Annotated in this window: 18 protein-coding genes; 10 read left to right on the top strand and 8 right to left on the bottom strand. The window is 32.5% G+C overall.

Annotated elements, in window-relative coordinates:
* Positions 1–29 precede the first annotated feature (29 nt).
* Complete coding sequence (locus NNH57_RS07670) at positions 30–671, bottom strand: protein-L-isoaspartate(D-aspartate) O-methyltransferase (protein WP_074409358.1); 642 nt, start codon at positions 669–671, stop codon at positions 30–32.
* A gap of 151 nt (positions 672–822) precedes the next feature.
* Here NNH57_RS07670 and NNH57_RS07675 point away from each other — a divergent pair, with 151 nt between their 5' ends.
* The 4 genes from NNH57_RS07675 to NNH57_RS07690 are packed head-to-tail and all read left to right on the top strand — an operon-like array spanning position 823 to position 4,585.
* Positions 823–1,788: a Gfo/Idh/MocA family protein gene (locus NNH57_RS07675; protein WP_108809336.1), complete on the top strand. Its 966-nt coding sequence runs from the start codon at positions 823–825 to the stop codon at positions 1,786–1,788.
* Positions 1,789–1,829: 41 nt separating this feature from the next.
* The gene (locus NNH57_RS07680; RefSeq protein WP_074409360.1) at positions 1,830–2,717 is read left to right on the top strand and encodes a 3-hydroxybutyryl-CoA dehydrogenase; all 888 of its coding nucleotides are present in this window, start codon (positions 1,830–1,832) and stop codon (positions 2,715–2,717) included.
* Between the two features lie 33 nt (positions 2,718–2,750).
* Positions 2,751–3,347, top strand: a complete 597-nt coding sequence (locus NNH57_RS07685) for a M23 family metallopeptidase (RefSeq protein WP_074409361.1) — start codon at positions 2,751–2,753, stop codon at positions 3,345–3,347.
* The gene (locus NNH57_RS07690; RefSeq protein ID WP_108809335.1) at positions 3,347–4,585 is read left to right on the top strand and encodes a DUF1015 domain-containing protein; all 1,239 of its coding nucleotides are present in this window, start codon (positions 3,347–3,349) and stop codon (positions 4,583–4,585) included. Before NNH57_RS07685 ends, NNH57_RS07690 begins: the two co-directional genes overlap by 1 nt.
* A 108-nt stretch (positions 4,586–4,693) precedes the next feature.
* Here NNH57_RS07690 and NNH57_RS07695 read toward each other — a convergent pair whose 3' ends face one another.
* Positions 4,694–5,329: a jacalin-like lectin gene (locus tag NNH57_RS07695; RefSeq protein WP_082994976.1), complete on the bottom strand. Its 636-nt coding sequence runs from the start codon at positions 5,327–5,329 to the stop codon at positions 4,694–4,696.
* 317 nt (positions 5,330–5,646) lie between these two features.
* Between NNH57_RS07695 and NNH57_RS07700 the strand changes: the two genes are divergently transcribed.
* From NNH57_RS07700 to miaA, 5 genes are all read left to right on the top strand, one after another.
* On the top strand, positions 5,647–6,309 hold the full coding sequence (locus tag NNH57_RS07700) for a YggS family pyridoxal phosphate-dependent enzyme (protein ID WP_074409363.1): 663 nt from the start codon (positions 5,647–5,649) through the stop codon (positions 6,307–6,309).
* Positions 6,310–6,418: 109 nt separating this feature from the next.
* Entirely contained in the window at positions 6,419–7,792 is a 1,374-nt protein-coding gene (locus NNH57_RS07705; protein WP_074409364.1) for an exonuclease domain-containing protein, read from the top strand.
* Entirely contained in the window at positions 7,785–9,755 is a 1,971-nt protein-coding gene (locus NNH57_RS07710) for a DUF3857 domain-containing protein (protein ID WP_108809334.1), read from the top strand. Before NNH57_RS07705 ends, NNH57_RS07710 begins: the two co-directional genes overlap by 8 nt.
* A 33-nt stretch (positions 9,756–9,788) precedes the next feature.
* On the top strand, positions 9,789–10,628 hold the full coding sequence (locus NNH57_RS07715) for an ion transporter (protein WP_074409366.1): 840 nt from the start codon (positions 9,789–9,791) through the stop codon (positions 10,626–10,628).
* Positions 10,621–11,526, top strand: a complete 906-nt coding sequence (gene miaA / locus NNH57_RS07720) for a tRNA (adenosine(37)-N6)-dimethylallyltransferase MiaA (RefSeq protein ID WP_108809333.1) — start codon at positions 10,621–10,623, stop codon at positions 11,524–11,526. The genes NNH57_RS07715 and miaA overlap by 8 nt, the downstream gene beginning before the upstream one ends.
* A 48-nt stretch (positions 11,527–11,574) precedes the next feature.
* On the opposite strand, the gene NNH57_RS07725 is transcribed toward miaA, so the two are convergent.
* The 6 genes from NNH57_RS07725 to NNH57_RS07750 all read right to left on the bottom strand — a co-directional run bounded on the left by NNH57_RS07725 (position 11,575) and on the right by NNH57_RS07750 (position 17,411).
* A complete protein-coding gene (locus NNH57_RS07725) occupies positions 11,575–12,288 on the bottom strand; it encodes a response regulator transcription factor (RefSeq protein ID WP_025664007.1) in 714 nt (237 codons plus the stop codon).
* Positions 12,289–12,291: 3 nt separating this feature from the next.
* Positions 12,292–13,857, bottom strand: a complete 1,566-nt coding sequence (locus tag NNH57_RS07730) for a sensor histidine kinase (protein ID WP_108809332.1) — start codon at positions 13,855–13,857, stop codon at positions 12,292–12,294.
* An 84-nt stretch (positions 13,858–13,941) separates the two neighbouring features.
* The gene (coaE, locus tag NNH57_RS07735; protein WP_108809331.1) at positions 13,942–14,520 is read right to left on the bottom strand and encodes a dephospho-CoA kinase; all 579 of its coding nucleotides are present in this window, start codon (positions 14,518–14,520) and stop codon (positions 13,942–13,944) included.
* Positions 14,521–14,528: 8 nt separating this feature from the next.
* Positions 14,529–15,488 (bottom strand): CdaR family protein, encoded by a 960-nt coding sequence (locus tag NNH57_RS07740; protein ID WP_108809330.1) that lies wholly within the window; start codon positions 15,486–15,488, stop codon positions 14,529–14,531.
* A gap of 5 nt (positions 15,489–15,493) precedes the next feature.
* Positions 15,494–16,498, bottom strand: a complete 1,005-nt coding sequence (locus NNH57_RS07745) for a glycosyltransferase family 2 protein (protein ID WP_108809329.1) — start codon at positions 16,496–16,498, stop codon at positions 15,494–15,496.
* 97 nt (positions 16,499–16,595) lie between these two features.
* The gene (locus NNH57_RS07750; RefSeq protein WP_108809328.1) at positions 16,596–17,411 is read right to left on the bottom strand and encodes an enoyl-ACP reductase FabI; all 816 of its coding nucleotides are present in this window, start codon (positions 17,409–17,411) and stop codon (positions 16,596–16,598) included.
* A gap of 747 nt (positions 17,412–18,158) precedes the next feature.
* On the opposite strand from NNH57_RS07750, the gene NNH57_RS07755 reads away from it, so the two are divergent.
* Positions 18,159–21,074, top strand: coding sequence for an Ig-like domain-containing protein (locus NNH57_RS07755; RefSeq protein ID WP_108809327.1), 2,916 nt, complete (start codon positions 18,159–18,161; stop codon positions 21,072–21,074).
* Positions 21,075–21,084: the final 10 nt, after the last annotated feature.

Genomic DNA, 21,084 nt, shown 5'->3' on the forward strand with positions numbered 1-21,084 from the left:
AGAATATTATTTTAATACTTATTCCTTTTCTAATTTTTATCTTCTAACAAAGGAACAAATCTAAACTCTCCAAATTCTCGTTTTTCGAACTCTGTTTCGCTTTTACGAATAAAAAGTGTCATTATTTGTACATCCTCTCCTACCGGGATTACTAGACGGCCATTAATTTGTAGTTGGCCTAATAATGGTTTTGGAACAAAAGGAGCTCCTGCTGTTACTATAATTCCATTGTACGGCGCATGCTCTGCTAGGCCTTTATATCCATCTCCAAACGACAAGTGTTTTGGTCTATATCCAAGTTTAGACAAAAACAATTTTGTTTTTTTAAACAATTCTTTTTGACGTTCTATACTATACACTTTTGATCCCATCTCGCATAAAACTGCAGTCTGGTATCCCGAACCAGTGCCAATTTCTAACACCTTGTCTCCTTTTTTTATTTCCAATAATTCTGTTTGAAACGCTACAGTATAGGGTTGAGAAATGGTTTGATCTGCTGCTATCGGAAAAGCTTTATCCTGATATGCGTGATCTTCAAAACCAGAATCCATAAATAAGTGTCTGGGTATCTTTCCAATAGCAGATAACACCGTTTTATTTTTGATTCCTTTTTTAATCAATACATCTACTAATTGTTTTCTTTTTCCGGCATGTCTAAGGGTATCTTTCACTATTCTAAGGGTTATTTAGCAGGCTAAAATTACATAAAGATTTTAAAGATTTGCAAACTATTTCTTTCTTCGAACTAAAATTTTGCATTTTAGATATAATTAGGATTTAAAATTTATAAATAATACTATTTTTGTGTAAAATCAATATATTATGCTCAAAGCCGGAGTACTCGGTGCGGGACACCTTGGTAAAATCCATTTACGTCTTCTACAACAATCAGAAAATTATGACCTTATAGGTTTCTACGATGCTAGCGAAATTCAAGCTAAATCCATAGTAGAAGAATTTGGTTATCAACTCTTTAACTCTATTGAAGAATTAATTGATGCTGTAGATGTAGTTGATATTGTTACCCCAACTTTTGCTCATTTTGATGTAGCTAAGCAAGCAATAAAAGCAGGCAAACACGTCTTTATAGAAAAACCAATTACTAATACTGTAGCAGAAGCCCAACAACTTATTGATTTGGCAAATGCGCATCATGTAAAAGGACAAGTAGGACATGTAGAACGTTTTAATCCTGCATACACTGCAGTCGCCAGTAAGATTGACAATCCAATGTTTATCGAATCTCACAGATTAGCAGAATTTAACCCCAGGGGTACAGATGTCCCTGTAGTTCTTGATCTTATGATTCATGATATAGATGCTATACTAAGTGTAGTGCACTCTGAAGTAAAACATATTAGTGCCAGTGGAGTATCTGTAATTAGTGAAACTCCTGATATCGCTAATGCTAGAATAGAATTTGAAAATGGTTGTGTAGCTAACCTTACTGCCAGTAGAATTTCTCTTAAGAATATGCGAAAATCCAGGTTTTTTCAGCGCGATGCCTATATCTCGGTTGATTTCTTTGAAAAAAAATGCGAGGTCGTAAAGATGAAAGATGCCCCCGAAAGTCCAGATGATTTTGCTATGATATTGCAAAATGCTGAAGGTGTGAAAAAACAAATTTATTTTGACAACCCTAATGTTCCTTCTAATAATGCAATATTAGATGAATTAGACACCTTTGCAGAAGCCATAAAAAATGATACTACACCTGTAGTATCGCTGGAGCAAGGAAAAAAAGCATTAGAAGTTGCCTTAAAAATCATTGATTGCTTTACTCATTAAAAACAAAATTTACACATATACATCAAATAAACAATATACATATGAAAAACATTGCAGTAATCGGTGCAGGAACTATGGGGAATGGTATTGCACATACTTTTGCTCAAAAAGGCTTTAAAGTACAGCTTATTGATATTTCTCAGCAATCTTTGGATAAAGGTTTAGCTACAATCACAAAGAATTTAGACAGGATGATTGCTAAAGAAAAAATATCAGAAGCCGATAAAGAAGCTACACTTGCCAATATCTCTACTTATACAAACATCAAAGAAGGAGTAGAATATGCAGGTCTTGTCGTTGAAGCCGCTACAGAAAATGTAGATTTAAAGCTAAAAATTTTCAAAGAGCTTAGTGAGGCATGTCCAGAAGATACAATCTTAGCTTCTAATACTTCATCAATATCGATTACACAAATTGCTGCTGTAACCAATCGTCCTGAGATGGTTATAGGTATGCATTTTATGAATCCCGTGCCTATTATGAAATTAGTTGAGATCATTAGAGGGTACAACACCTCTGATGAAGTAACTTCTACTATCATGGAACTCTCTAAAACACTAGGTAAAATCCCTGTAGAAGTAAATGATTACCCTGGATTTGTAGCAAATCGTATCCTCATGCCAATGATTAATGAATCAATAGAAACTCTATATAATGGTGTCGCAGGAGTATCAGAGATTGATACCGTTATGAAATTAGGAATGGCGCATCCTATGGGGCCATTACAATTAGCAGATTTTATTGGTCTTGATGTTTGCCTTTCTATTCTTAATGTAATGTATGATGGTTTCAAAAACCCAAAATATGCTCCTTGCCCATTATTAGTTAATATGGTTATGGCCGGTAAACTCGGAGTAAAAAGTGGAGAAGGATTCTATGATTATTCTGAAAGCAGAAAAGCAGAAAACGTATCTAAGCAGTTTATATAGTTCGTAATTTAGTATTTACTTCCTGATTTTACGATGAATAAAATCCTGATGCTGATTATAGTTTTAACCTTTATTTCCTGTAAAAACAGAAATGAAACATCTAGCCTTGCTATAGATGAAAATCAAGATCCTTATCAGATCTACACCTCTCTTTTTAAGGAAAATCCAGAATTTATCGCTTCTGATTTTGATTTTCCAATTGGTAAACCAAATGCTGAGGGCTATTATAATGCCCAAAAATTTAGAGAAAACAATCACTTAGGTGATGACTGGAATGGTACTGGAGGAGGTAATACAGATCTGGGAGATCCCATATATACCATTGCTAATGGATATGTTTCCTTTGCTAAGGATATTAAAGGAGGTTGGGGTAATGTTATAAGAGTAATACATAGATACAAAGGAAAATATTATGAATCTGTATATGCACATTGCGATTCTATACTTGTAAAAGAAGGAGATTTTGTAAAAAAAGGTGCTTTAATAGCAACTATAGGTAATGCAAATGGCATATATTTGGCCCATTTGCACCTAGAAATCAGAGATGATATTTTTATGGATATCGGTGGTGGATACGCAAATGACAGATCTGGATATCTGGATCCTACAAAATTTATAAATAATAATTAATGGCAAAAATTCATCCGTTTAAAGCTATACGACCAACAAGAGATAAAGTAAATCTGGTTGCTTCCAGATCATATCAAAGTTACACTTCGTTTGAGCGAGATTCTAGAATGGATTACAATCCTTATTCTTTTTTACACATTGTAAATCCCGGATATAAATACCATAAGGAGATATCGGGAGAAGAACGTTATAAGTTAGTTCGAAATCGATATCTGGAGTTTAAAGAAGATCAAATTTTTATGCAAGAGGATAGTCCTTGTTATTACATTTACAAAATTGTAAATCGTGAACAAGAATCATTTTGTGGTATTATAGCTGCTGCCAGTACAGAAGATTATCATAATGATGTTATCAAAAAACATGAAGATACACTTCAAGATCGTGAAAGTACTTTTAAAGAGTATCTAAAAACGGTTGGCTTCAATGCAGAACCTGTATTACTTACCTATCCTGATAATGATTCTATTTCAAAAATTATTTCAGAAACCGTTGGAGCAAGAGCAGAATATGAATTTACAACTACAAATCGTGATACGCATTACCTATGGAAAATAGAGGATCAAAAATCTATTTGCGAGATACAAGAAGCCTTTTCTTCTATTAAAACTATATATATAGCAGATGGCCATCATCGTTCTGCCTCATCTCACCTATTATCCCAGGATTTAAAAGAAAATAACTCTGAGCATAACGGCAATGAAGCTTATAATTTTTTTATGAGCTATTTGATCCCTGAATCTGATTTGAAAATTTATGAATTTAATCGATTAGTAAAAGATTTAAACGGATTATCCAAAGAAGAATTTCTAATCAAACTAGATGAATGGTTTCGTATCGAAAATAGAGGACCAGAAGTATACAGACCTTCAAAACCTCATCATTTTAGCATGTATATTGACGATGAGTTTTATTCGTTATATCTAAGAAAAACAACTTACGAATTTACAGATGCACTAGAGGAATTAGATGCGCAGATTTTATATAAAACGGTATTAAAACCTATTTTAGGCATAGAAGATTTGCGTACAGATACTCGTATCGAATACTCACATGGTAAGAATGGAATTGTAAAAGTAAAAAGCGATGTTGATAATGGAGAATACAAAGTAGGATTTGGACTTTTTCCTGCATCTGTAGAGCAAGTCAAAAAAATTGCAGACGAAGGATTGAAAATGCCTCCAAAAAGTACATACATAGAACCAAAATTAAGAAGCGGAATCACTATTTATGAGTTTTAACATTAACTAATCATTTTTATTTATAAATAATAAAGGATGCTTGAAATTCAAGCATCCTTTGTCTTTTTTCAATACACTTTGGTTTTAAGAGAATTGAACACTTATATTTTATAAGGTATGAACATAAAACCCAATTCTATCAATATTTGATCCTGAACGGCCATAGAAACCTAATATTTCAAACCCACTAGGCGGGATTGAAGCATTAAAATAACTACCTCCATTACCACCATGGGTAAATGTTTTTTTATTAGTATAGATAGTTAACTTATCCAAACGACTCCCACTTCTTCCTGAAATTCGTTTTATATACTCATCACTGCTAAAAAAATGAAGGTAATAACTCCCTCCATTACCACCTCTATTCACACCTGTATAAATAGTACCAGAAGGTGATTTATAGTAAACGATCAATTTATCTACCCTACTACCTGTTCGCATGGCAATTGCATGAATTCTTGTTCCACTAGGAGGGTTTACGCTAAAAGCACTACCTCCATTACCTCCAAAAGGGCCAATAGAGTACGAATATGCCTTACCACTACTTTCTGTTACATTCTCCTCAAAAGGGATAGCATTTTTTAATTCCTTAGGGAAGCTCTCCCATTCTACCGATAAAGAATTAGTATCATCATAAATAGGTAATTCCTGGGTATTTTCTACACCTTCTTTTATCTCATCTTTCTGACATGAGATCATAAAACTGAACAGTGCTAATACTGTTAAAAAAAATAATTTTTTCATAAAAACTTAATTTAAATTGGTTAAAATAAAATTGTTAATTATCACTTTTAATTTCCTTTTTAAAAGCACATTAAGATACGATCACTACCAAAATCCTTAATATTAATTAACATATATATGAGAGTTGTACGACTTAAGCCACGAATATTTTTGACATCTGTAGAAATTAGAAATATGACCTAAATACTTACCTTTTATCCAAGAAAAAAGAGATTAGTTATTTTATATAAAAAAGATCAAAATTAGCCTTTGATTTATAAATAAATAACGAATAATCAATATCAATAAAAAAATGATTTTAGATATCTTTGCAAACTATGAATGATATCGAAAAAAACCTTCATGAAATAAAAACATCAATTCCTGAAGGAGTTACTCTGGTAGCAGTATCCAAAACTAAACCTGTTTCTGATCTAATGAACGCCTATGATGCTGGTCAAAGAATTTTTGGTGAAAATAAGATTCAGGAAATGACCGAAAAGTGGGAAACCATGCCAAAGGACATTAGCTGGCATATGATAGGACATGTACAAACTAATAAGGTTAAGTATATGGCTCCCTTTGTAGATCTCATTCATGCAGTAGATAGTTACAAATTGCTTAAAGAGATCAACAAACAAGCAAAAAAATACAATAGAACCATTAACTGTCTCATACAAATCAAAATTGCTAAAGAAGAAAGTAAATTTGGTTTATCAGAACAGGATGCTATCGCTTTATTAAACTCCGAAGAAGTTAAGAATTTAACCAATGTTAATATTCAAGGGCTTATGGGAATGGCAACTTTTATAGATGATGAGCAACAAATACACGATGAATTTAAAAAGATTGCTTCTTTTTCTGAAAACATAAAAACAAAATACCCTCAACTAAAAACCTTATCGATAGGTATGAGCGGAGATTACGAAATGGCTATTGACTGTGGAAGCACTATGGTTAGAATAGGAAGTTCTATTTTTGGAGCCAGAAATTACCAATAATATATACTTTTTGATCATTAGTACTTGATTTACCAAATTGATAAATAAAATAATAATAATAATGTCCCTTATTAAACTAAGCTTGAAAAAATAAAGATTACCGAACTATATGTATGCAATTTTAGATATTGAAACAACCGGAGGAAAATATAATGAAGAAGGAATTACTGAAATTGCTATTTATAAATTTGACGGACATGATGTAGTGGACCAGTTTATAAGTCTGGTTAATCCCGAACGTCCCATACAGCCATTTGTAGCTAATCTTACCGGGATAAACAATCAGATGCTTCGCAATGCACCCAAGTTTTATGAAGTAGCCAAAAGAATTGTTGAAATTACTACCGACTGTATTATTGTTGCACATAACTCTAGTTTTGATTACAGAATTTTAAGAACCGAATTCTCGAGATTAGGATTCGAATTCGAACGGCAATCTTTATGTACTGTAGAGCTTTCTAAAAAATTAATCCCAGATCAACAATCGTATAGCTTAGGCAAACTTGTTCGAGGACTTGGCATCCCTCTTTCTGACAGGCACCGAGCCAATGGTGATGCCCTGGCTACAGTAAAATTATTTAAACTCTTACTCACAAAAGATATAGAGAAAAAAATAATTACAGAAACCGTTAGAACAGAGACTAAACGCCAGGTCGATGATAAGCTTCTTAGATTAATTGAAGACGCTCCTGCAGCAACAGGAGTATATTATATGCATCGTGAAAACGGGACTATTATATATATTGGAAAAAGTAAAAACATAAAAAAACGCCTCAATCAACATTTTACAAACGACAATAGAAAATCTAAAAGAATACAAGAAGAAGTTGTTAGTGTAACGTATGAAAATACAGGAAGTGAGCTTTTAGCATTACTAAAAGAAAGTGAAGAGATAAAACGTAACAAACCAAAATATAATAGAGCACTGCGTAAAACAAAATTTGATCAAGCCCTATACCAATTTACAGATGACAATGGGTATATAAATTTCAAAGTTCAAAAAGCAGATCATCGTAAAATAAGCATCACCACTTTTTCTAATAAACAACAAGCTAAGACTTACATGCATCGATGGACAGAAGAGTATAATTTATGCCAAAAATTAATGGGGCTGGATAATGGCGAAAGCAATTGTTTTAACTACACTATAAAACAGTGTCATGGCGCTTGTATTTATAATGAACCTGCAGAAGAATATAATATTAGGGCACAAAAACTTATTTTCAATACCTCGTTTCAAAGTCAGGATATGATCATTGTGGATCGAGGAAGAGATATTGACGAACAAAGTGTAATATTGGTTGAAGAAGGAAAATTTAAAGGTATAGGATACTTCAATCTAAATCATCAAATCAATAATATAGAGATTTTACGCTCTATTATTACCCCAATGACCCATAATAGAGATGCCCAACACATTATCCAAAGTTATGTGCGCACACATAAAAGACTAAAGATTATCAAACTACAAAAAAATGTATAGAACTCTATTCTTTGTATTTTTAACCACTTTCTCTTTTTTAATAAGCGCTCAAGAAGCTTACAATGATAAAAATATGGTTGTGAGCATGATTGATTTACAAAGTACAACATATAAAAAAGACAGTACCGCAACTGCATTTTTTATATACGAAAAAGGGTTTAGCAGAGTAGAAAATGGTGGTGGTTATGATTTGTTAACAGATTATGAAGCAAAAGTCAAAATATTAAATGAGCAAGGGTTTGGTCATGCTACGATAAAAGTTCTTTTATACAGAAATAAAAGGGACAAAGAATCTTTCAATAATCTTGTAGCATACACTTATAATCTGGAACAAGGTAAGATTATTAAAACCAAAGTAGAAAAAGACCAAATTTATTATGAAAAACATGATCAAAACTTCACTTCTGTAAAATTTACATTTTCTAATATAAAGCCAGGATCTGTACTTACTTATAAATACCAGGTAGAATCTCCTTTTATGTATAATTTTAATGGATGGGAATTTCAAGATGATATTCCAAAAATGTATAGTGAGTTTATAGCTGATCTACCCGGTAATTATGTCTACAATATAAAACTCGTAGGAACTCTAAAACTAAATACCAGTGAATCTACTATTAAAAAAAATTGTCTCCAAGCATCAGGTTTAGGATCTGCTGATTGTTCTCATAACACATATATCATGAAAGATATTCCTGCTTTCAAAGAAGAAAAATATATGACAGCAAAGAGCAATTATTTTTCTCGTATTGAGTATGAATTAAAAGAATTTAAAGGATTTGATGGGGTCAATAATAAATATACCGAAACATGGAAAAATGTTGATATCAAATTAAAAAAAGAAATAGCCATTGGAGTACAACTTAAAAAAACGGGGATTACTAAAAATATTCTTCCCGATACTATACAATCAATGCCTAATAACGTGATCAAAGCAAAAGCAATATATCGCTATATTGCTGATCATTATAAATGGAACAAAAAGAATGACATTTTTAAAGGTAACTCTATTTCTGAAGTAATTAACTCTAAATCAGGTAATGTCTCTGGTATAAATATTTTATTACATAACACACTGAAACAACAACAATTTAAAGTTTATCCTGTATTACTATCAACAAGGAATAATGGCTACGCTACAACTATACACCCTGTAATCTCTGATTTTAATTACTTAATTACACAATTAACTATCGAAGATGAAACATTTCTTCTAGATGCTACAGAAAATAATTTAGCGTTCGGAGAAGTACCTTTTAGATGCTTAAACGTGCATGGTAGGTTATTAGATTTTAAAAATGGTAGTTCCTGGATAGATATAAAACCCGCAAAACGTTCTTTAATTTTTCATAAAGAAGAATTAAAACTAAATGAAAAATTAGAATTAGACGGTAAAGCAAAACACGTTTTCGCTGGTTACCATGGATACTACAAGAGAAAAGAACTGGATCAGGTAAACAAACAAAGTTATTTAGACTTAAGGAAAAAGAAAAACTCCGAAGTAAAAATAACCAACATTAGCATTAAAGATGAGAAGGATTATGAAAAACCATTTGAAGAAGAATTTCAATTTACAAGAAATACAGAAACAATAGATAACACGATTTACATAAAACCATTTACTCTACCTTTTTTCAAAGAAACTCCTTTCAAACTTAATCAAAGAACATATCCTGTTGATTTTGGCTATCCAGATTCATATACATACCTAGTTTCTATCGAGTTATCCAAAAATTATGAATTTGTCGACATACCAAATAATTCTTTGTATGCTATTCCTAATCATCTAGGTCAGGTAGGTGTCAATTTTCAGAAAAATGAAAAAAAATTAATTATTACCCATAGAATAACATTTAATTCTTCATATTACCCTGTAGAATACTATAAAACACTTAAAGAATTTTTTAATCTTATTATTGAAATAGAAAATAATACTCTTATCGCCGTTAGAAGGGTACATTAGTTTTTTTAGTATTTTTATTCAAAATCAAGAAATTTGGACAATAATTCATCTCATAAGAACTGGAAAAACCGATTGCACGACATCATTTATGAAGCCGATACTCCGATAGGAAAAATATTTGATGTAACTCTACTTATCTTAATAGTATTGAGCATCATCTTTGTAATGCTCGAAAGTGTAAAAGGGTTATCTGCTGAAACCTACACATTATTATATTACGCAGAATGGATCATCACCATATTTTTTACTTTTGAATATATAGCCCGTATTATTTCTATTAAAAAACCAGCTTCCTATATTTTTAGTTTTTATGGGATCATCGATCTTTTATCTACCTTACCATTATACCTATCATTTTTTATCACAGGCACCAGTGCATTGTTGGCTGTTAGAGCATTACGATTACTTCGGGTTTTTAGAATTTTAAAAATCTCGAGGTATATTGGTGAATCCAACAGATTAGCCAAAGCTATAAAAGATAGTAGAGCCAAAATATTGGTATTTCTATTTGCTGTATTAGTGTTATGCATAATTATGGGTACGGTAATGTATATTATAGAAGGAGAAGAAAGTGGTTTTAAAAGCATACCTATAAGCGTATATTGGTGTATTGTCACCCTAACAACAGTTGGTTATGGTGATATTGCTCCGGTTACTCCGCTAGGACAATTTCTTGCAGCTATTATTATGATTATGGGTTACGGTATTATTGCTGTTCCTACTGGTATTGTTAGTGCCGAATACACGCATCATCAAGCTAGTAAAGTACATTTAAATACTCAATCCTGTAGTCATTGTAGTGAGAATGAGCATCGCGATAATGCTAAATTCTGCCATAAATGCGGAGAAGACTTACATCATGACCATGAATAAAAATCTAATTGTGGTTGTTGGCCCAACTGCTATAGGCAAAACCAGCTTAAGTATTGCACTTGCAAAACATTTTAATTGTGAAATTGTTTCTGCAGACAGCAGGCAGTTTTATAAAGAAATGAGCATTGGTACTGCAGCTCCTTCTCTTGATGAATTAAAACAGGCTAAACATCATTTTATTCAACACATAAGTATTAAGAATGAATACAGTGTAGGTGATTTTGAAAAAGATGCTTTAGATAAACTTAATGCATTATTCAAAAACAATGACTACGCTATTCTTGTTGGAGGCTCTGGGCTTTATATTGATGCAGTAACCAAAGGGTTGGATCGTTTTCCTGAAATAGATATAAAGATTAGGCAAGAACTTCAAAAAGAATATAACGACAAAGGAATCGAAAATTTGCAGCAACAATTAAAAATTTTAGATCCATTGTATTACGAGAAGGTAGACCTAAACAATACACATAGAGTTATGAGGGCTCTAGAAGTATGTATTGGTAGTGGAGAACCTTATTCATCGTTTCTTACTAAACCACGAAAGAAACGATCTTTTAACACTATTAAAATCGGAATTACCGCAGAAAGACAAACTATTTATGACAGAATAAACCAACGCGTAGAGCTAATGGTTGAAGGGGGATTACTAGATGAAGTAAAAAGCCTTTACCCATATACATCATTAAATGCATTAAACACTGTTGGATATAAAGAAATATTTAAATACCTGGATAAAGAATGGGATTTGGATTTTGCTCTTTCTGAAATCAAAAAAAACACCAGACGTTTTGCCAAAAGACAGCTTACCTGGTTTAAAAAAGATTTAGAAATTAGTTGGTATGACTACAAAGAAGATATTAAATCTATTATAATGCATATAAAAAAAAGCTCACTATGATAATTGCACATAGTGAACTTTTTTAGAAGTTAGTTACCGTTACTATTCCTACGATTCTTCGTTTCTTACAACTAGTCTAAATCCTTCTCCATGAATATTAAGAATTTCGACATTTTCGTCTTTCTTCAAATATTTTCTAAGTTTGGCTATATATACATCCATACTACGAGAGGTAAAATAATTATCATCTCTCCATATTTTTGTTAATGCTAATTCTCTAGGCATTAAATCATTAAGATGTAACGCTAGTAAGCGAAGTAATTCATTCTCTTTTGGAGAAAGTTTAATTGGATCTTCTTCTTTAAACGTTAAAAAGCGAAGTTTCGAATTAAGATGAAAGCCTCCAACGTTAAACTCAAACTGTTTACTATCGGCAACAGATTCTGTGCTTTTACGCTGCATAATAGCTTGTATTTTCATTAACAACACTTCGCTATCAAAAGGCTTATTAAGGTAATCATCTGCCCCTACTTTGTATCCTTTCAATACATCTTCTTTCATTGCTTTTGCAGTTAAAAAGATGATTGGTATTTCTTCATTTTTTTCTCTAATCTCTTTTGCTAATGTAAATCCATCTTTATAGGGCATCATGACATCAAGAATACACATATCATAATCATCCTTTTTGAATTTTTCGAAGCCTTCCATACCATTTTTAGCATGCACAACATCATAATCGTTCATTACAAGATAATCCTTTAATACTGTTCCGAAGTTTGGATCATCTTCTACAAGCAAAATCTTTTTGTTTTCTGTTTCCATATTTTAAGATATTAACGGTAATTTAATTATAAATGTGGAGCCTTTTCCCCTTTCACTCTCCACCCATATCTGACCATGATGATCATCTATAATTCTCTTTACGTATGTTAGCCCTAATCCGTGTCCTTTTACATTATGAAGATCTCCGGTATGTTCTCTAAAGAACTTTTCAAAAATCTTTTTCTGTGCTACTTTACTCATTCCAATTCCTTGATCACGAACTTTTAGAACAATACTATTTTTTACATTTTCTGTATATACATCTATTTTAGGCTCATTTTCTGAATATTTTATTGCATTATCCAGAATATTCACAACTACATTAGTCAAATGACTATCATTAGCTAATACTGTTGTTTTAAGCGCTCCTAAATGCATTTTCACATACCCTTCTCTATTTTCTACAAGTAGAGACACATGAGTAATTGCATCTTCAATAATATCGTGCAACTCTTGTCTTTCTTTTTTAATGTTAAGCTCATTTTTCTCTAACTGAGATATTCTTAACACATTTTCTACCTGGGCATGCATTCTTTTATTCTCTTCACGTATCATACTCATATAACGCTGCACTTTCTCTGGATCCCCTCCTATTTTAGGATTCTTTATAGAATCTAATGCCAAATTAATAGTAGCAATGGGAGTCTTAAGCTCATGCGTCATATTATTAATAAAATCTGTTTTAATTTGTGATATCTGCCGTTGCTGCATCAATTGTGATAAAGCACTGGAATATGCAACTACAATAATTAACGTAAATATTATAGATAATATGGCCATTCCCTTGATAGAAGAAAGTACATATTGTTTTTTTCCAGTAAAGTTAACATATAACTGATACTCACTTACACCTTCATCATTTACAAAAAGTGGTATTGCATATGTTGTTGGATAATCCAAACTAAAATCATCAGAACGTACTTTGGTTGCTAAAGCATTACTATATATAGCATATTCAAAGTCTACTTTTATATCTCTCTCTTCCAGTTCTTTCCTTAATAGATAATCTATTTCTCTTTTTTGAACTCTTCTATGTATTGGTATAAAACTGGCAATTTCGCTTATTACTATTTCATAATCCATTCTCTGGAGATCTGTTAACCCACGTATTCTCTCTAGTTTGGATTTAGAATTTTGCCTTACAAAATCACTTTTATCATTTTGTGTAACAGCATCAGTATTACGATTTAAAATATTTTTTAACCGAACCGTATCAATATTTAAATTTATAAAAGACGAAAACAACTTATGGTCTTCTTCTAAAATACCATCTGTATGCGTAAACGACTTTGTCGTATTATCAATACTAATATTTAGAAGCTGACGTATAGTTTTGTTATCAGGCTCTTCTATGCTATCCAGAATCTCTTGTAATGGAAAAAACATCTCTTCAAACTCTCTGTATTGAATTCTATGAGATACAGATATCAATATTTGTTTCGCATTAAAAGAAAACTGTTCTTCATTATTCTCTACAGTGTTGTTAATCCAATATCCCTGAACAAAAATAATCCCAATTAACGATAAACTCATCAGGATTATCAGCAACACGAATAACCTTTTATTCATAACTCAAAAGTAAGACTTTAACATTTAGCTACTTTAGGGTTTAACCAAATGTTAACAAAATGAAAGATTCGGATTACAAACATTTTATAAAGATATTTCCTCATGAACCCTACGCACTTGATTTTCAGTATCTTTCATATTTTCATTATATATTACAAAATCGGCTAATGGGATTTTTCGAGCATCTTCCCACTGATTATTCATCCTAGAAAGGACATCTTCTCTCGTAGTTTCGTCTCTTTTTAGGACTCGTTCAATTCTGGTTTCTATTGGTGCCGATACAAGAATAGTATAATCACATTGTTTATGACCTTCATTTTCAAAAAGTATAGCCGCTTCTTTTACGACATAATTCCCTTTTTGTTTACTTTTCCAGCAATCAAAATGGTTTGCCACAGCAGGGTGAACAATTGCATTTAACTGGAGTAGTTTTGAAGAATCGTTAAACACTACATTTGCTATATATGGTCTGTTTAATTCTTCGTTTATATAAGAATTACTTCCTAATAAGTCGACAATTTGCTTTTTAACTAATGCATCCTCATTCATAAGTCTTTTAGCTTCAATATCGGCTATATAAACTGCAACCCCTAGTTGTTCAAACATTTTGGCCACTGTAGATTTTCCGCTACCTATCCCACCTGTTAAGCCTACTACTTTCATATCCTAACTTATTTCAAAACTACAAATTGAACTTGTTTTACCTGTAACCGTACATCATGAATGTAATCTGGTTTATTTACCAACTCTAAAGTTAAAAACAAACTTTCTTCAGATGCTTTAGCATAATCAGCTACTACCATAAAATCTCTGGGACTTATTTCATTATATTTATCTAATCCTACCCTGTATACTACAGAAATTTCTTTAGGAAAAATCTTAATTTCTGTACCTTCTGGTATATTATTTAATGTGATAGGAATTTTTTGATCTCCCTCTGTAAATTTACTCACCAAAACGTTAGCCTCTACTTGTGCAGGAGTAACAGTAATGGTGGCTGGTAATTCTTCAATATCTATATCTAATTTTGAAGTATAATTAACGTTTAGCCCTTCTAGATTTAAATTTTCTGTTGTTATATATTGTATAGTATCTATAATTTGTGAAGGACCACTAATTGTTACAGAATCAGGAGAAACTACTAACCCCTTATCACTACCATATCCAATAGCATACTGAATTTTCTCGGCGATTTTAACCTGGATCTTTTTTTCCAGATTACGATCTAGTTTTAATCGTATGGTATCTTTTTGCACAGATAAAACCCTTCCTTTAAAGTCTAATTTATTTTTTAACACCGAAGACTCTTTATCAACACGAAAATAATATTGATCTCCGCTATTAATAACTGCATCCTCTACATTAAATTGTAATGTTGGTCTGCTCCAATTATGATTCATCAGTCTAAAACCATTTCCATTAAGGACCATTCTTAATGTTTGGTCACTCTGCTCATTAAAAATTTTGTCTTGTGGTATATTAGTATATCGTATAGCTACTTCTACTTCTTGGGTATAATTTTTAGAGAATTGTATAAATAACCACAAGATTGAAGTAAATATTAGAAAAAACAAAAAGGTTTTTACATTATTCCTTTTTAAGGAAAATCTATTCTTTTTTCTAGCTGACATACAAATTACTTTGAAAAAAACAATTTCTTAAATTTCTTTTCGGGTACTTTTTTCAATAGATGAATATAATAATAAGATTTCAGGAATCCTTTTCCGTATCCATAAAATTGTATCAAAACTGCCAAAATAGATTGCACGCCTATAGACAGATTCTTATATTCTAGCGTAGCGCCTAGAAAAATAATCCCTAAATACATGCCCAAAATAGCAACAAAGTACCACCATCCCAAAAGTGCAGTCACTAAAGAAAATACGATGTATAGCAAAAATAAGGTAGGGAACCAATATGTAATTTTTGCTGTATCTGGATGCCATTGATTTAAAATAGGTCGTACCAATCCAAATTTATTCACCTGGATATAGAATTTTTTCCAGGAAATTCTTCTTTTATGAAACACTTTGGCATCAGGAATTAATGTAGTGTCATATCCTAATTTCCATAATCTTATGGTAAGATCCGGGTCTTCTCCTGGGTGTATGTTTCCGAAACCACTCGAAGCTTCAAAAGCTTCTTTTGACAATCCCATATTAAAACTACGGGGCTGAAATTTTCCCAATGTATTTTTACGCCCTCTAATTCCGCCAGTTGTTAAATACGAAGTCATACTATAACTTATTGCTTTCTGAAGGTTAGAAAAGCTTTGATGGGCGTCATCGGGGCCTCCGTAACAATGTACAAAAGTATTGGATAAAAAACGTTCTGCCTTAGACAAATACTCTTTTGGTAATAGCACATCACTATCGAGAATAACAAAATAGTTACCTTTTGCCTTACGCATACCATAGTTACGAGAATCTCCCGGGCCAGTATTTGGCTTTTGGTAATAGCTTATAGATAACCTATCTGCAAAAGTAGCTATAACCTCCTTTGATGTATCAGACGATCCATCTTCGACAATTACAATCTCATATGGTTTGGTATAATCCATATCCACCATGCTATCCAGCAGCTCTTTAATCTCATTTGGCCTGTTATATACTGGCACAATAAAGGAGAAATATATTTCCATATTGCAAAGGTAAGTGGTCTAAATAAAAAATCCCATTACCAATTAAGAATGGGATTTTTCACTAATTTTATAGTAGTTCTTTTTTAGAAAACCTTTATTATTCTCCTACAAATTTATCCATCACTAACTGGCTTACTCCCATATTAGAAAAACCTCCATCATGGTATAAATTCTGAAGGGTTACTTTTTTGGTTAAGTCAGAGAATAGTGTAATGGTATAATCGGCACATTCTGCTGCCGTGGCATTACCTAAAGGAGACATTTTATTTGCGTATTCTATAAATCCATCAAACCCTTTCACTCCTTTTCCTGCGGTTGTTGGGGTTGGGGACTGAGAAATTGTATTCACTCGTACATTACTATCTCTACCAAAGAAATATCCAAAACTACGAGCAATAGATTCTAGATATGCTTTATTATCTGCCATATCATTATAATCAGGAAACACGCGCTGTGCTGCCATATATGTCAATCCAACTATACTTCCCCAGTCATTCATTGCCTTTTTCTTATATAGGGTTTGCATTGTTTTATGAAAAGAAAGTGCAGATACATCTAATCCTTTTTGTGTCCAGTCATAGTTCTGATCTGTATAATGACGTCCTTTACGCACATTTATTGACATCCCTATAGAATGTAAAACAAAATCAAGTTTACCGCCCAAAATTTCTATTGCTTTATCTACAAGATTTTCTAAATCTTCTAACGAAGTAGCGTCTGCAGGTATAACTTGAGTATTGGTTTTTTCTGCAAGAGTATTTATAGCCCCCATTCGCATTGCGACAGGAGCATTAGTAAGAACAAAACTTCCTCCCTCTTCATAAACACGTTCTGCGGTTTTCCAAGCGATTGAATTTTCGTCAAGTGCCCCAAAAATAATTCCTCTTTTACCTTTTAATAAATTGTATGACATTTAATTATAAATTAAAGTATGGTTATACGAGTGGTAAAGATAATAAAACGACCCAAACCACAACCAATCGAAATAGAATTTAGTTAAGTATGTAAAAAAAATAATTAACAGTGCATGGCAATAAAATATTAATCAAACCTCTACATGATAAACTAATAATATTTCTATCTCTATAAGAAATACAAACCTATGATTGCGATAACTTATAAATAACGTTGGGAGTTTTAAAAAAACCTGACTTTTAAAATCTAAAAAAAATTAATTTATTATCAGTTGATTTTTATCAACATATACCTTATATTTGACATATAATTTTGATTGAGTATTGTTTTCAAAATATCATTAATTTGATATGTAAGATTATGATATGAAACACCCCCCATAGTGTATATTATTTCTCCCCTTAGAAAAAATATACTATTTCATCCCCCCCTTAGTATTGAAATAATTATAGAGTTATTTCTATAACAGAATTTTTAGTTACACAAAGATGATGTACCTATTTCTGAAAAAATTTGTTTTCATTAATACAAGTAGGTAACTAACTTTTAGTAATATAAAATACAGTCGATTTATGTGTTGAAATAATTCTTTATAAAAAAAAATTAACCATTATTAAGAATATACGTTATGGAAAAAAATTACCAAGCTACTTATTATCATTGTCAGATGTTTTCATTTTTTGATTTTTAAACCACTAAAAAAACAGGGGCTTTTTTCTTAGAACAAATTAATAAAACGGGGCATATGAAAATTATTACGTTAACTCTCTTACATAAGAGAATCACCACTCTTATTTGTCTTTTTGCACTACTATTCTCTTCGGTTTGTGTTTACGCACATTATCCTCATGAATACAAGTACACTTCTTTGATCTCAAAGGATACTACTACAATTAATACCAAATATACCAATCCATTAAGTCTTACTATACTAAAAATACAGGATGCTACAACTACAGGAATATGTTGTGATGGTAAAGCCAAAGCTATCGCTTCTGGCGGAAAACCTGGCTACACATATCAATGGAGTGCTTCTGCTAACAATCAAACTACAGCAACGGCAAGCCTTCTTACCAATCGCACCCACAGTGTTACAGTAACCGATACCGATGGAACTCAAGTAACAAAAAGCATTGTTATTCAATGCTTAAATACTTGTGATATTAAAGCTACAAATACTATAACTCATGTATCTTGTAATGGCGATGCTACAGGATCTGTTGATCTAACAGTAGAAAACGGCACTCCTCCATTTACTTTTGCATGGAGTAATGGTTCTTCTAATGAAGATTTAACTAATGTAATTGCCGGAACATATTCGGTAACGATCACCGATGCTTCAAATTGCACTACTACAAGCTCAGCCACCATAACCGAACCCAGTAAAGCAATATCTGCTTCGGCAAAGGAACTAACTCATATTAGTTGTAACGGTTCGGGCCAAATTACTGTAGAAGGAACCGGTGGAGTACCGCCTTATACATATTCTATCGATAATGGAGCCAATTATCAAACCAGCGAAACATTTCTAGATCTCGCACCAGGAAGTTATACTATAAAGATACGTGATGCTAATTGTTGTACCTCTATAGTTTGCACAACAATTTTATTTAATTGCACAGATGCTGTGACAGACATTAACAACACTTTTATTAATACACCCGTTTCTGGCAATGTATTAACCAACGATGAAGATCTCGAAGGAGATACACAAACAGTGACCACTACTACTGTAACTACTACAGAAAGGGTTATTGTTAATATAGAGCCTAATACGGGAGTTTATACATACACCCCTCCTTCTGGGTTTACAGGAGAAGATTCTTTCGAATACACTATCTGTGATGATGGTAACCCAATTGCTTGTGACACGGCTACTGTATACATCGAAGTACTCCCTATTAATGATCCCAAAAACGAAGCTCCCATTGCAAATCCAGATACTGCAATTACCGAAATAAATACTCCTGTAAACGGTAATGTATTAGTTAATGATTTTGATCCCGATGGAGACCCTATTACAGTGACAACACCTACAGTAACTACTACAGAAGGAGTTACCGTAGCTATAGATCCCAATACGGGCACATATAGCTATACACCTCCTCTTGATTTTACTGGTGATGATACTTTTGAGTATACGATATGTGATAATGGTAATCCTGCTCTATGCGATACCACTATTGTAATAATTACTGTTATAAAAAACCAGAATAACAGCACTTTTGCTAATGATGATGCATATTTTGCTGCATGTAAAAATATTCAAGGAAATGTACTGGATAATGACTTTGATCCAGAAGGAGATACACAAACCATAAATATAGTCCCTGTAGATGATGTAGATAATGGAACCCTTACTCTTAACACTAATGGCTCTTTTACCTACATCCCTAATTCTGGATATACAGGCACAGATAGTTTTATTTACACAGTATGTGATAATGGCTCTCCAGTCGCTGCTTGTGACCAAGCCACTGTGTACATTACCATCTCGCCCATCACACCTCCTAACATCACTAATTGTAATGTAACCGATGAAACCATCGAATGCAATGGAACAGATAATGAAACTATAGCCAACACCTGGAACGCTAGTAATATTGAAGAGTTAGAATCCTGCGCTTCTGACACTTGTAATACAGATTTTACTGGTCAAATAACTTCAAATTATGATTTTAATAATTTAGTAAGTTCTTGCGGACTAGGCGGTACTATAGAAGTTACATACACTATTACAGGTGATAATGGAGATACAACAACTCTTACTGCAACTCTTACCCTGCATGATTCTACACCTCCAGACCTAACAAGCTGTACAATTCCTGATTTAACCTTAGAGTGCTCTACAACTAATATTGAAGAAATTGCTAACCAATGGAATAGTGATAATATTGCACTACTGGAAACTTGTGCTGCTGATAATTGTAATGCGAGTGCAACTGTATTAGTAACTTCGGATTATGACTTTAACAATAGTACAGATGGTATCCTGGTAGTAGAATACACTATCACAGATGATTGTAATAATGCAACTACAGCACAAGCTAAAATAACATTCGAAAACAATTCAGTAATCGCAAATGATACGACATTATGTGCTCTGGATGAAACAGAATCGCAAATTTTTGATTTGTTTGATCTATTAGAAGGAGAGTACAGTACTGGTGGAACCTGGGAAGTTATATCAGGGAATACATCTATAGTTGATGATCATTTTTTTGATCCTCTAAGCATAGAATTATTTGGCGAAGATGCCTCTGAGGAGATAGCATTTAGTTACACAGAAAACAACCTGGCTTGCCCAATATATCTCGAAACAACAATAGAAGTACATAATAGATGTGCAGTATTCTCTTGTGGAGAAGATACTATCAAAATTTCAAAGGTAATTACACCAAATGGAGATCCATACAATGAATATTTTGCAGTGAATGGTGTAGAAAATTGCGGTTACGTTGTAGATGTTAAAATCATTAATCGTTGGGGGGCGATTATATACAAATCAAGTGATTATCAAAATGATTGGAATGGCACAGCACATCAATCATCTTTAGGGTCAGCAAACCAAGTACCTAGTGGCACATATTATTGTATCGTAACGATCAACAACAGTGGTTTAAAACCCATTAGTACCCCATTATATATTGGAACAAAATAAAAAAACAACT

It is taken from the genome of Aquimarina spinulae, from assembly GCF_943373825.1.
Lineage (GTDB): Bacteria > Bacteroidota > Bacteroidia > Flavobacteriales > Flavobacteriaceae > Aquimarina > Aquimarina spinulae.

Excerpts from the sequence above, each read along its gene's own strand:
- NNH57_RS07675 (WP_108809336.1), top strand. The coding sequence starts at position 823 with ATGCTCAAAGCCGGAGTACTCGGTGCGGGACACCTTGGTAAAATCCAT.
- NNH57_RS07680 (WP_074409360.1), top strand. The coding sequence starts at position 1,830 with ATGAAAAACATTGCAGTAATCGGTGCAGGAACTATGGGGAATGGTATT.
- NNH57_RS07685 (WP_074409361.1), top strand. The coding sequence starts at position 2,751 with ATGAATAAAATCCTGATGCTGATTATAGTTTTAACCTTTATTTCCTGT.
- NNH57_RS07690 (WP_108809335.1), top strand. The coding sequence starts at position 3,347 with ATGGCAAAAATTCATCCGTTTAAAGCTATACGACCAACAAGAGATAAA.
- NNH57_RS07695 (WP_082994976.1), bottom strand. The coding sequence starts at position 5,329 with ATGAAAAAATTATTTTTTTTAACAGTATTAGCACTGTTCAGTTTTATG.
- NNH57_RS07700 (WP_074409363.1), top strand. The coding sequence starts at position 5,647 with ATGAATGATATCGAAAAAAACCTTCATGAAATAAAAACATCAATTCCT.
- NNH57_RS07705 (WP_074409364.1), top strand. The coding sequence starts at position 6,419 with ATGTATGCAATTTTAGATATTGAAACAACCGGAGGAAAATATAATGAA.
- NNH57_RS07710 (WP_108809334.1), top strand. The coding sequence starts at position 7,785 with ATGTATAGAACTCTATTCTTTGTATTTTTAACCACTTTCTCTTTTTTA.
- miaA (WP_108809333.1), top strand. The coding sequence starts at position 10,621 with ATGAATAAAAATCTAATTGTGGTTGTTGGCCCAACTGCTATAGGCAAA.
- NNH57_RS07725 (WP_025664007.1), bottom strand. The coding sequence starts at position 12,288 with ATGGAAACAGAAAACAAAAAGATTTTGCTTGTAGAAGATGATCCAAAC.
- NNH57_RS07730 (WP_108809332.1), bottom strand. The coding sequence starts at position 13,857 with ATGAATAAAAGGTTATTCGTGTTGCTGATAATCCTGATGAGTTTATCG.
- coaE (WP_108809331.1), bottom strand. The coding sequence starts at position 14,520 with ATGAAAGTAGTAGGCTTAACAGGTGGGATAGGTAGCGGAAAATCTACA.
- NNH57_RS07740 (WP_108809330.1), bottom strand. The coding sequence starts at position 15,488 with ATGTCAGCTAGAAAAAAGAATAGATTTTCCTTAAAAAGGAATAATGTA.
- NNH57_RS07745 (WP_108809329.1), bottom strand. The coding sequence starts at position 16,498 with ATGGAAATATATTTCTCCTTTATTGTGCCAGTATATAACAGGCCAAAT.
- NNH57_RS07750 (WP_108809328.1), bottom strand. The coding sequence starts at position 17,411 with ATGTCATACAATTTATTAAAAGGTAAAAGAGGAATTATTTTTGGGGCA.
- NNH57_RS07755 (WP_108809327.1), top strand. The coding sequence starts at position 18,159 with ATGAAAATTATTACGTTAACTCTCTTACATAAGAGAATCACCACTCTT.